Origin of the sequence: Mesorhizobium sp. BR-1-1-10 (genome assembly GCF_020165595.1) — a bacterium.
Taxonomy (GTDB): Bacteria; Pseudomonadota; Alphaproteobacteria; order Rhizobiales; family Rhizobiaceae; genus Mesorhizobium; species Mesorhizobium australicum.
In genome coordinates this window covers 196398-208016 of the sequence record NZ_JAIUIL010000010.1, presented here as the reverse complement: position 1 = coordinate 208016, position 11619 = coordinate 196398, and the positions used below count along the sequence as shown (strand labels likewise).

The 11619-nt window shown below is 64.0% G+C and carries 12 protein-coding genes; 6 read left to right on the top strand and 6 right to left on the bottom strand.

Annotated elements, in window-relative coordinates; genetic code table 11:
- Window positions 1-112 precede the first annotated feature (112 nt).
- The 3 genes from LB555_RS22355 (at window position 113) to LB555_RS22345 (ending at window position 2659) form a co-directional block, all read left to right on the top strand.
- Complete coding sequence (locus LB555_RS22355) at window positions 113-322, top strand: DUF2061 domain-containing protein (RefSeq protein WP_015316213.1); 210 nt, start codon at window positions 113-115, stop codon at window positions 320-322.
- A gap of 113 nt (window positions 323-435) precedes the next feature.
- Window positions 436-1620 (top strand): MFS transporter, encoded by a 1185-nt coding sequence (locus tag LB555_RS22350; RefSeq protein ID WP_224683768.1) that lies wholly within the window; start codon window positions 436-438, stop codon window positions 1618-1620.
- Window position 1621: 1 nt separating this feature from the next.
- Complete coding sequence (locus LB555_RS22345; RefSeq protein WP_015316211.1) at window positions 1622-2659, top strand: P1 family peptidase; 1038 nt, start codon at window positions 1622-1624, stop codon at window positions 2657-2659.
- A gap of 52 nt (window positions 2660-2711) precedes the next feature.
- Here LB555_RS22345 and LB555_RS22340 read toward each other — a convergent pair whose 3' ends face one another.
- Entirely contained in the window at window positions 2712-3269 is a 558-nt protein-coding gene (locus tag LB555_RS22340) for a GNAT family N-acetyltransferase (RefSeq protein ID WP_015316210.1), read from the bottom strand.
- Window positions 3270-3321: 52 nt separating this feature from the next.
- Window positions 3322-4032 carry a DNA helicase gene (locus LB555_RS22335; protein WP_140617789.1) on the bottom strand — a complete coding sequence of 237 codons (711 nt, stop codon included), beginning with the start codon at window positions 4030-4032 and terminating at the stop codon, window positions 3322-3324.
- A gap of 377 nt (window positions 4033-4409) precedes the next feature.
- Between LB555_RS22335 and LB555_RS22330 the strand changes: the two genes are divergently transcribed.
- Complete coding sequence (locus tag LB555_RS22330; protein ID WP_015316209.1) at window positions 4410-5393, top strand: hypothetical protein; 984 nt, start codon at window positions 4410-4412, stop codon at window positions 5391-5393.
- Window positions 5394-5420: 27 nt separating this feature from the next.
- Here LB555_RS22330 and LB555_RS22325 read toward each other — a convergent pair whose 3' ends face one another.
- Entirely contained in the window at window positions 5421-6212 is a 792-nt protein-coding gene (locus LB555_RS22325; RefSeq protein WP_015316208.1) for an alpha/beta fold hydrolase, read from the bottom strand.
- Between the two features lie 100 nt (window positions 6213-6312).
- Here LB555_RS22325 and LB555_RS22320 point away from each other — a divergent pair, with 100 nt between their 5' ends.
- On the top strand, window positions 6313-7230 hold the full coding sequence (locus LB555_RS22320) for a LysR family transcriptional regulator (RefSeq protein ID WP_015316207.1): 918 nt from the start codon (window positions 6313-6315) through the stop codon (window positions 7228-7230).
- Between the two features lie 64 nt (window positions 7231-7294).
- Here the strand turns inward: LB555_RS22320 and LB555_RS22315 are convergent, their stop codons facing one another.
- Window positions 7295-7744 (bottom strand): GatB/YqeY domain-containing protein, encoded by a 450-nt coding sequence (locus tag LB555_RS22315; RefSeq protein ID WP_015316206.1) that lies wholly within the window; start codon window positions 7742-7744, stop codon window positions 7295-7297.
- A 275-nt stretch (window positions 7745-8019) separates the two neighbouring features.
- On the opposite strand from LB555_RS22315, the gene carA reads away from it, so the two are divergent.
- Window positions 8020-9225 carry a glutamine-hydrolyzing carbamoyl-phosphate synthase small subunit gene (carA, locus tag LB555_RS22310; protein ID WP_015316205.1) on the top strand — a complete coding sequence of 402 codons (1206 nt, stop codon included), beginning with the start codon at window positions 8020-8022 and terminating at the stop codon, window positions 9223-9225.
- 33 nt (window positions 9226-9258) lie between these two features.
- Here the strand turns inward: carA and LB555_RS22305 are convergent, their stop codons facing one another.
- Both LB555_RS22305 and LB555_RS22300 read right to left on the bottom strand, forming a co-directional pair.
- Window positions 9259-10524 (bottom strand): TCR/Tet family MFS transporter, encoded by a 1266-nt coding sequence (locus tag LB555_RS22305; protein WP_015316204.1) that lies wholly within the window; start codon window positions 10522-10524, stop codon window positions 9259-9261.
- Between the two features lie 157 nt (window positions 10525-10681).
- Window positions 10682-11605, bottom strand: a complete 924-nt coding sequence (locus tag LB555_RS22300; RefSeq protein ID WP_015316203.1) for a neutral zinc metallopeptidase — start codon at window positions 11603-11605, stop codon at window positions 10682-10684.
- Window positions 11606-11619: the final 14 nt, after the last annotated feature.

Below are 11619 nucleotides of genomic sequence, written 5' to 3'. Positions count from 1 at the left end.
AATCGCACCGATTTGGAACACGCTTCCATCATTCGGGAAAGAGCGCCAAATTTAGCCTTTGCTTATCCAGCCATCCGTCGGCTAAGCATCCGTTTCCACCGGGAGGAAATCGATGGATACCCATTCGCGCAGTTTCGCCAAGGCGCTTTCCTGGCGCGTGACCGGCACCATCGATACGATGATCATCTCGCTGGTGGTGACCGGAAGCATCAAGCTTGCGGCCGCCATCGGGGTGACGGAGGTCTTCACCAAGTCGCTGCTCTATTATTTTCATGAGCGGGCATGGCTGAAGATTCCTTACGGACGCAAATCCGTGACTTGAAGGGCTTGCGATCGATCGGTCCCGTCAAGAAAACCTAAACCGGCGACAAAAATTTCTGGATTGCCTGCCAAGGCCATCCATGGTTTGAGCCCTGCATTCGGGGGTTCCTTTTCATGTCGCTGCCGCTCATCGCCCTGTTCATCGCCGCCTTCGCTTTCGGCACCACCGAATTCGTCATCGCCGGCGTGCTGCCGCAGGTGGCGCAGGGGCTAGGCGTTTCGGTTCCTTCCGCCGGCTACCTCGTCTCCGGCTATGCCTGCGGCATCGCCATCGGCGGGCCGCTGCTGGCGCTTGCCACCAAGAGCCTATCGCGCAAGACCTTGCTGCTTGGCCTCGCCGTCGTCTTCACCCTCGGTCAGGCGGCCTGCGCGCTGGCACCCGACTTCACCTCGATGCTGTTGCTGCGCATTGCCGTGGCTGTCGCGCATGGCGCCTATTTCGGCGTCGCCATGGTGGTCGCCGTCGGCCTTGTGCGCGAGGATCAGCGCGGCATGGCGGTCGCCGTCATCCTGTCGGGTCTCACCGTCTCCAACGTCATCGGCGTGCCGGCCGGCACCGCCATTGGCAACATCTGGGGCTGGCGCGCGACCTTCTGGGTGATGTGCGCGCTGGGCGTGGCGGCAACGCTCGCCATGGCGGCCTTGCTGCCGCGCACCACCGGATATCAGGCCAGGTCGGCGAGCCTTGCCAGCGAGGTCCGCGTCCTGGCGCGCCAGCAGGTCTGGACTTCGCTGATCCTGATGCTGATGCTGATGCTCGGCCAGTTCTGCCTGTTCACCTACATCACCCCGACGCTGCTGGAGGTCACCGGGCTCGACGAAAACCTGGTGCCCTGGGTGCTGCTGCTCAACGGCGTCGGCGCCACGCTTGGCGTCTTCCTGGGCGGCAAACTGTCCGACTGGAAACTGATGCCGTCGCTGATCACCATGCTTGCCCTGCAGGCGGTGACGCTGACCATCATCTATGCCGTCAGCCCCTATCCCGTGCCGATGGTCGTCGCGATCATCGTCTGGGGCGGCCTCAACTTCGCCATCGGCACGCCGATCCAGACCCGCATCCTGGCCTGGACGGCCGACGCCTCCAACCTCGCCGCCTCGCTCATCCCGTCCGGCTTCAATATCGGCATCGCGCTGGCCGCATCGCTGGGTGCCGCCATGCTCAATGCCGGCTACGGCTATCGCAGCCTGTCGCTTGTTGGCGCCTTTGCGATGCTCGTCGCCGTCATTGTGGCTGTCATCTCCCATCTTTGGGAACGGCGCAGCGACATCGGCCCGCCGGTACCGGCGGCCGCCGAATAAGATGGCAAGGACTGTCGCCGATTTCGGCCTGACCTGCGGCATCTTGCCGGCGGGCACGCAAAACGCGATCACCGACGTGCCTGGCGTGCGCGTCGGTCACTGCACGCTGCGCGACGGCGACATCAACACCGGCGTGACCGCGATCCTGCCGCATGGCGGAAACCTGTTCCGCACCAAGGTGATGGCGGCAAGCCATGTCATCAACGGCTTCGGCAAGACCGTCGGGCTGATGCAGGTCAAGGAACTCGGCACCATCGAGACGCCTATTCTCTTGACCAACACGCTTTCGGTCGGCACCTGCGCCACGGCGCTGATCCGTGACGCCATCCGCCAGAACCCCGATATCGGCCGCACCACCGGAACGGTCAATCCGGTGGTCGGTGAATGCAATGACGGTCCCTTGAACGACATCCAGGCCATGGCGATATCAGAGCAGCATGCCCTTGCCGCGCTGGCGGATGCCCGAGAAGGCGCGTTCGAACAGGGCAATGTCGGCGCCGGAACGGGAATGAGCTGCTTCGGCTTCAAGGGCGGCGTCGGCTCGGCCTCCAGGAAAATCGCGCTCGCCGGCGGACATCATCTTGGCGTTCTCGTCCTGTCGAATTTCGGCAGGGCCGGCGACCTCGTCCTGCCCGATGGGCGCCGGCCCGACCCCAGGCGGCAGGCCGAGGCCGAACGCGGCTCGATCATCGTCGTTCTGGCGACCGATGTGCCGCTCGAACACCGCCAGCTCGAGCGCCTGGCGCGCCGTGCGGGCGCCGGCATCGCCAGGCTCGGCTCCTTCTGGGGCAATGGCAGCGGGGACATCGCCATCGCCTTCAGCACCGGCAACCCGGTCGACCACGATGAAAACCGAGATCTGGTGCCGCTGCTCGCGCTCAACGAAGCACGCGTCGATATTCTCTTCCGGGCGGCGGCGGAGGCGACGCAGGAGGCGGTGTTGAACTCCATGCTGTCCGCCGAGGCATTCACCGGCAGGGCCGGCACGCATCGCGCATCGCTCGCCGACTGGCTGTGCGACCAGCCCGAAAGGCGATAGGCGCGGAAAACGCCATCAGATGGCCGCCGGCGTGGAGTTTCCAAACCGCCTCTTACAAATCGATCCGGAACCGCAGGCTCTGCACCCCGCCATAGGCGGCGTCCTCGAAGAAGCGCTCGACGAGTTTGCCGCCATTGGCCAGGATCACCTTGTGCGAGGCCGGATTGCCCGGCTTGGCGGTGATCTCGATATGGGGAAGGCCTACCGCCCTCGCCTCGTCCAGCATCAGCCGCAACGCTTCGGTGGCGTAGCCGCGCTGCCGCTTCCAGGGCACGACGGCGTAGCCGATATGACCAAGCACGTGCGAAGGCAGTTCCGCCGTGCCCTTCTGCCAGCGAAAGCCGATCGAGCCCGCCGCCTCGCCGTCCCAGATCCAGCGGCGGAAGCCCGGCAGGCGTGGCACCCGTGTCCCGTCGGGCAAGGCGATGGGCGGCCCCTTGGCTTCGGGATCGTCGAGGCTGGCCAGGAACGCCGCCGGGTCTTCCTCTATTGCCGCAAGCTGCTCGCGCGTCGCGTCCAGGAGCCGCACATTGTCCGGCGACCAGCCGCTTTCGAGCGCCGCCTTGTAGCTCGGCAGATGTTCAAGCGCCGGTTTGACGATCTCGACCATGATCGATGCCTCCTGAAAAACGCTGCAGGCATAGCCTTGGACAGCAGGGGGCTCAAGCCGCCTGGAAGTGTATCTCTCCCTTGTTCAGGAAGCAGGTCTTGCTGAACAGCGACAGGTCGAGCGGATTGGGCAGCCTGATATCGTCGATATCGGGGACTGGTTTTTTCGACAGTTCGTACGAACGGTCGACCTGCGCGATGAAGACCAGGATAAGCCCCCTGTCGCGCGCGAATGATCGCAGCCTGCGTACCTGGATCATCAGATCCGGATTTTCCCGCTTCTGGTCGAGCAATTGCAGGTAGTCGATCACCACCAGCGTGCCGGCTCCGGCCGAGGTCAGCCGCGCCACCATGTAGTCAGCCGAGATGGCATCGGAACTGTCGAATTCGAACCGACCCTCGAATTGCCGTGGCTCGACCCCGATCGCGCGGAAGCGGTCGAGAATGTCCGCCTGCGTATATTCCAACGTGAAGAACACGCTGCGCCGGCCGCGCCTCATGGCTTCGACCGCCAGTTCCAGGCTCATCAGCGTCTTGCCCTGGCCCGGCCGGGCGCCGACCAGCAAGAGGTCGCCGGGCGCCAGTTGTGCAAACAATCTGCCTGCGGGCCCAGTTTCCGCGGCCTTCGCCGCAAGCAGGCTCCAGCTCGCGAAACCTTCTTGTGCCGCGATACGGTCGAGCGCCTGGTGGAGCGGTATCTTCACCTCGCGGGACAACAGCCTGGCTTGACGCTTCAGATGATAGACGGGCCAAAACAGCCTCATCGCAAAACCTCCTGGTGCGAGCAGTTTTTGCAACCCCTCCTTATGCCTGGTGCTCGAACAGTCGGTGCGGTGATTGGATGGCCCCGCATGAACGATGCTTTCCCGGCGGAGGGAGGAGGCGTGGGCCGCGCCAGAATCAGATCATAGCCCAATCGAGCCGGCTCGAAAATCGGGCGTTCGTAGATATGGAGGCTCCCGCCGCAAGCCTTGACCCAGCATGTCCGTTTATGGAGGGTTGCGCGTCGGCCTGGTCTTTTCGCGCCTACTTGCCGGTGCGCTAAACAAGATGTGTTTCGCCTGACGGCGCGCCGCGTTTTATGATCGCCTCGGGTGATTCCGCAGGGATCACAAACGGCTTCGACAGGAGAATGGGTCCGGTGCGGTTGAGATCTGTCCCGTTGGGGGTCGTTACGTTCCTCGGTCTCCTCGTCGTCGTCATGGCCTTGATGGCATCGGCCCGGTCCTTTGCCGCGCCATCGGCCATTCCGGCCTGGCTGCAGGCCCATGTCGGAGATGGCGATGGCCAGATTTCACAAGTGGTGCTGGAGCGGGCGCGCGCGCTTTACCTGAAAAAGGTCGCGCAGGGTGTCGTCCGGAACCCCTGCTACTTCGCCATGGACGCCACCCGTCCCGGCGATTTGGGCAATGGCGTGCTCGGGCGCCGCTACTATGTCGTATGCGAAGCCAGCCAGTCGTTTCGCGCGATTTCGTCGGGTCACGGCGGCGGCCGCAACCTGAAAGGCACGGTGGATTTCTCCAATGGCAGGCGCTGCGCCAGGAATTTCGGCAATGCCATGGATTCGGAACTTACCGCCGGCGGTCCCTACATGACCCGCGAGGCGAAAACCTCGTTCAAGGGCTATTATCGCATCGGCGCCAAACAGGACGTGGCCTTCCAGCGCACTTTCATCCAGTTCGACGGCGAAGGCGAAGCCGCCAACGCAAGGCAGCGCGTGATCGGCGGCCACGCGGCGCAGGTGCTGCGCGGCATGTGCCTGCGCAAGAGCCCGAGCAGTTCCTATGCCGACCATGACGGCTTCGTGCCGTTCGGCAAGCTGGTGGACTATGCCGGCGGCCGCAGCAATGGCTGCACCAGCTGGTCGCCGGCCGATGCCAGGCAGCTCATCTCGATGGTGAAGGACAACCCCACCACGCTCTATATCTATCCGGAATCGCGCGACATCGCCGCCGTGGCAAACGGCCATTCCGGTTCAGGCACCTACTGGAACGCATCCTGCCTGAAAGAGATCGGTACGCCGAAATTCTGGCCGCGAAAAACCCTTGAGCCGGTCATTGCCCAGTACAAGAAGGACCATCCGGCGGCGCCGCCGCAGCCACTGCCGATCTGCAAGGAGCCGTGAGATGGACCCACGGCCCCCTGCTCCGGCTCAGTGCAGGAAATCGAGCACGGCCTGCATGAACTCGGTGGGGTATTCCACGTTCGACAGGTGAACCGCGGGCAGCACGACAAGCTTCGCCCCGGGCACGGCTGCCGCGATCAGTTCGCTGTGGCTTGCCGCTGTCACCGTGTCATGCTGGCCGGCGATTACCAATGTCGGCCGGTTGATCAGGGCCACCGTGCGGCGAAGGTCGGCGTCGCGAACCGCGGCGAATAGACCCGCCAGGCCCAGACGGTCGATCTCAAGCAACATGGCGCGGAATTTCTCGATGACGGGCTCGTTGGCCGCCACCATGCCGGCCGGGAACCAGTTGTTGAGGAACACTTCGGCGGTTTCCGACATGTCCGGCGCCTGCCGCACGACGGCGATCCGCTCGTCGAAATAACTTGCCGGCGAGAGGTGAGATGAAGTGTTGCTCAGGATCAGCCGGTCGACCCGCTCGGGCGCGTGGATGCCAAGCCACTGCCCAACGAAACCGCCCAGCGACAGGCCGAGGAAATGCACCTGGCCAAGGCCGAGCGCGTCGATGAGTTCGATCACGTCGCGGCCAAGCCGGTCGAGCGAATAGGCGCCGACCGGCACGCTCGATCCGCCATGGCCGCGAAAATCGTAGCGCAGAACGCGGAAATGCCTGGACAGTTCGCCGATCTGGCCATCCCACATGTGCAGCGTCGTGGCGATGGAGTTGGACAGCACCAGCACCGGTTGCCCAGCGTCACCGTCGAGCCGGTAGGCGATGCGCGTGCCGTCGCCGACAGTCACGAAATTCAGCTCACTCATGATTAAAATCCTTTTGGAACGTTGAATGAGGCAAAGCGTAGCTGTGGCCGGGATTTGGTGATATTACAAAGATAAGACAATCTCTGTAATCAAAGCTGACATGGCCGAATTCACCTTGCACGACCTCCAGTGCTTCGACGCAGTGATCCGCTGCGGCGGCTTTCAGCCGGCCGCGGCCCTGCTCCATCGCTCGCATCCGGCGGTGTTCGCCGCCGTCGCCAGGCTCGAACGACAGCTTGATCTCGTCCTCCTGGATCGCGGCGGCTATCGCGTACGGGCGACCGAAGCGGGGCTGTCGTTCCATCGACGGGCGCAATCGCTGCTGCGCGAACTGGAAGGCCTGAGCGTCCACGCCGCCCAGCTCTCGATGGGCGAGGAAAGCGATATCCACGTCGTGATCGGCGACCTCTGCCCGCGCCCGCACGTACTGGGCATGCTTGGGCGGTTCTTCGCCCAGTGCCCCGGCACGCGGCTGCATCTCCATTTCGAAGCCGTCGGCGGCCCGTGGGAACGCCTTTTTGACGACAAAGCCGATCTCATCCTGCACTGGATCGACAAGGGCGACGTACGGGTGGAATGGATCGATCTCAGCAAGGTGTCGTTCATTCCCGTCGTGGCGCCGGGCTTTCTGCCGGAGCGCGTCGACCAACCGGTCACACTGGAGAAAATGCAGGCATTCACCCAGTGCGTGATGCGCGACACCGCCCTGCATTCGCCACGACAGGATTACTTCGTAGCCGAGGGGGCGCCGCAATGCCTGGTCCCCGATCAGGCCATGAAGAAGGAACTCATCCTGCAAGGGCTCGGCTGGGGCCACCTGCCTCACTTCCTGATCGCTGAAGAGCTGCATGACGGCCAGCTAATATCCATAGCCGGCAGCCATCTGCCGGGCCGCACCGACGAATTGGTGGTGGCGCGCCGCCGCGACCGGCCGCACGGCCCGATCGCCAATCGCTTGTGGGACCATATCCAGCAGGAAGCACCGGCATTGCGCCGCGCATTGGAACCTCGGGCCTAACAGCAAGCCGCGCCTTGGCGTCGAGTGGCCGTGTTGGAAGCCGACGATGCGAGAGTAGAAAGCCCTACTGCAGCAGCGCCTTGACGATGCCGCTCGCCTTGCCGAAATCCATCTGGCCGGCATATTTCTGCTTCAGCGCCGCGATCACCTTGCCCATGTCCTTCTGGCTGGCCGCACCGGTCGCCGCTATCGCCTCGCGCGCCGCCGCCGTGACCGCCGCATCGTCAAGCTGCGTCGGCAGGAAGCCGCGGATGATCTCCATCTCGCCGCGTTCCTGCGCGGCCAGTTCCGGGCGCTTGCCGTCCTCGAACGCCTTGGCCGATTCCTCGCGCTGCTTCACCATCTTGGCCAGGATCTGCAGGATTTCCTCATCGCTGGCGGGTTCCTTGCCGGCACCGCGATTGGCGATGTCGCGGTCGTGGATGGCGGCTTGGATCAGCCGCAATGTCGGCAGCCGGTGCTTGTCCTGCGCCTTCATCGCGGTCTTCAGGGATTCGGCGATTTTCGCGCGCATTGCTCTCTCTCCTTCGGTCGGCGCGGACAATAGCGCCGGGGACAGGCCAACGCAAACTCTGATATGCCCGGGCAAGCCTATGATATTCCTCAATGAAATAAATTGCGGCCCTCTTTCGCATGATCATTGACCGCCCTGTCCCCTTCCCCTATGTACTGGGCCTTGCATGAACTGAAGCTTGGGTGCGTGGAGGCCGCGAATTCGCCGCTTCGCGCCGTTTGCCGCGCCAACGCCCGCCGGGCTATGGAAGCGCGCGGCTTGATAGGAGTGCCGCCATGGCCGAGATGACGCCCGCCTGGGCCACTGAAAAGCCGACCGCCCTTCTGGTGCTGACCGACGGCACCGTCATCGAGGGTCGCGGCCTCGGCGCCACCGGCTCGGCGGTCGCCGAGGTCTGCTTCAACACGGCACTTACCGGCTACCAGGAAATCCTCACCGACCCGTCCTATGCCGGCCAGATCGTCACCTTCACCTTCCCGCATATCGGCAATATCGGCACCAATGGCGAGGACATCGAAGACCTCAATCCGGCCGCTCGTGCCGGCGCCGTCGGTGCCGTGTTCAAGGCCGACGTCACCAACCCGTCCAATTACCGCGCCGCTGGCCATCTCGACCAGTGGCTGAAGAAGCGGGGCATCGTCGCGCTGTCGGGCATCGACACCCGCGCGCTCACCGCGCTGATCCGCGAAAAGGGCATGCCCAATGCCGTCATCGCCCACGCGCCCGACGGCGTCTTCGACCTCGACGACCTGAAGCGGCGTGCCGCCGCATGGTCGGGCCTGATCGGGCTCGATCTCGCCAAGGAGGTCACGTCGGGCCAGTCTTCTGTCTGGCGCGAGACGCCTTGGGCGTGGAACGAAGGCTTTGGCGAACAGGCGGAGCCTTCGCTGCACGTCGTCGCCATCGACTACGGCGTCAAGCGCAACATATTGCGGCTGCTCGCCGGTCTGGGCGCCAAGGTGACGGTGGTTCCGGCCAGCACCGGTTCGGAAGAAATCCTCGCCATGCGGCCCGACGGCATTTTCCTCTCCAACGGCCCCGGCGACCCGGAAGCCACCGGCGACTATGCCGTGCCGGTCATCCAGGACCTGCTCAAGACCGACATTCCGGTGTTCGGCATTTGCCTCGGCCACCAGATGCTGGCGTTGGCGCTGGGCGGCAAGACCGCCAAAATGCACCAGGGCCATCACGGCGCCAACCATCCGGTCAAGGATCACACCACCGGCAAGGTCGAGATCGTTTCGATGAACCACGGCTTTGCCGTCGATGCCGACTCGCTGCCCGCGGGTGTCGAGGAAACCCATGTCTCGCTGTTCGACGGCTCGAATTGCGGCATCGCGTTGACCGGCCGCCCGGTGTTCTCGGTCCAGCATCACCCCGAGGCTTCGCCCGGCCCACAGGATTCGCACTACCTGTTCCGCCGCTTCGTCAACCTCATCCGCGAAAAGCGCGGCGAGGAATTGCTGGCGGAAAGGGCCTGAGACGCGTCGCGCCACCCCTCACTTGCCTCCGGCTCATAGCTGGGCTCCATCTTCCACGACATCGTTCGTGACAGTCATGACCGTCGCCGGCCTGGCCACCTTGGTGACGAAGACGATGACCGCCAGCACCAGGAAGCATGCACCGACCAGATAGGGCGCGCCGCCGAAGGTGACGGGCGCGCTGGGGCCGGTGAACCAGGAAAAGATCGCGGTATAGAGCAGCGGCGTGACGATCGAGGTGATCGAGAAGATCGAGGTCATCGCGCCTTGCAATTCGCCTTGTGCCGAAGGGGGAACCTTGGCTGCGGCGAGGCTTCTCAGCGGCGGATCGGCCAGCGCTTCCAGGCAGCCGACGACGATCACCGCGTAGACCATCCAGCCTTGCGAGGCGAAGGCATAGCCGAAGGCGCTGGCCGCGGTGAACGTCAGGCCGATGACCGCCGTCCTCCACTCGCCGAGCCTGGGGATGACGCGCGGCAGCACCGTGCCCATGATGATGGCGCCGCACAGGCCGAAAGCGCCGAGCGAGAAGCCGATCTGCTGCTCGCTCCAGCCGTAGCGGTAGTTGGAGACGAACGACCACACCGCCGGATACATCATGTGGCCGAGCGTCATCAGGAAGAAGACCAGCCCAATCCAGCCGATGCCCTGATATTGGCGCATCTGCAGAAGCGTGCCGACCGGGTTGGCGCGTTTCCACTCGAAGCGGCGGCGGTGCTTTTCATCGAGCGTTTCGGGCAGGAAGAACATTGCGATGAGGAAGTTCACGAAGGCGAGCCCGGCGGCGAAAAAGAACGGCACGCGCGGCCCGAACGTACCGAGCAATCCGCCCAGCACCGGCCCGATGACGAAGCCGACGCCGAAGGCGATGCCGAGCAGGCCGAAATTCTTCGCCCGGTTCTCGTCGTTCGAAATATCGGCGATGAAGGCCGACGTCGTCGAATAGCTGGCGCCCGAAATGCCGGCCAGGACGCGGCCGATGAAAAGCATCGGATAGGACCAGGCGATGGCACAGATCAAATTGTCGATGGAGAAGGTCAACACCGAGGCGAGCAGGATCGGCCGCCGCCCGAATCGGTCGCTCAGGCCGCCCATGATGGGCGCGAAGAAGAACTGCATGGCCGCATAGACGAAGAACAGCCAGCCGCCCTCGATCGCCGCTTCGCTGATGCCGACGCCGGTCAATTCCCTGAGAAAGGCCGGCAGCACCGGCATGATCATGCCGAAGCCGATGATATCGAGCAGCAGCGTGGTGAAAACCAGCGCAAGGCCCCGCTTGGCGGTTTTGGGATCGATCATGATGGGTCAAGCTCCTCTGGCCGCCTGGGGGGCGCGGGCGGACGCACCTTATAGGCGAGCCCGCGGAAAGGAACAGTGCGGGAACAGGCAGGAAGCTTTGATCCTGACACTCCCTGACGGCGCGTTGGCCGCCAGGTCCATGTCCGAAAACGGCTGCTTAGAGCGGGCCGCTCATCGTGTTGCAGTCCGAAAGCTTGCCGCTCTTGTATCCGCGTGTCAGCCAGGTCTGCCGCTGCTGCGAGGTGCCGTGGTTGAAGCTTTCCGGCACGACATAGCCCTGCATCTTCTTCTGCAGCGTATCGTCGCCAATCTGCTTGGCCGCGTTCAGCGCGCTTTCGAAGTCGCCTTGCTCCAATATGCCCTTCTGCCCGGTGTAATGCGCCCACACGCCGGCGAAGCAGTCGGCCTGCAACTCGATGCGCACCGACAGCTGGTTGGCATCGGCTTCGCTCATGCCTTGCCGCATCTGGTTGAACTTCCCCATGATGCCGGTGAGGTTCTGCACGTGGTGGCCGACCTCATGCGCGATGACATAGGCGCGGGCGAACTCGCCGGAAGCGCCGAACTGCTGGTCGAGCTGCTGGAAGAAGGTCATGTCGAGATAGACCTTGTGGTCGCCCGGACAATAGAACGGTCCCGCCGCCGCCGAGGCAAAGCCGCAGGCGGAGCGGACCTGGCCGGAAAACAGCACCAGCTTCGGGTCCTCATAGGTCAGGCCTTGCGACTTGAAGATGCCGGTCCAGGTGTCTTCCGTCTCGGCGAGCACGGTCGCCACGAACTGCTTCATCTCGTCATTGGCTGGCGTTGCGCCGCTGTCCTGGCCGCCGCTGTTGTCCGATATCTGGCCACCGCCGCCTGGCAGCAGGCCACCGTCGCCACCGCCCAGGATCGTTGAGGGATCAAAGCCGAAATACCATCCTGCCAGCACCACCAGGATGACGAGGAATATGCTACCGCCGCCACCGGCGCGGCCACCGATCGGAATGCGGAACTGGCCGCCACCACCACCGATCCCGCCGCCGCCGCCATCGCTGCGGTCGTCCTCGATATTGTCACTCTGACGACGGCCTCTCCAGAGCATGGCAACTCCTCGTG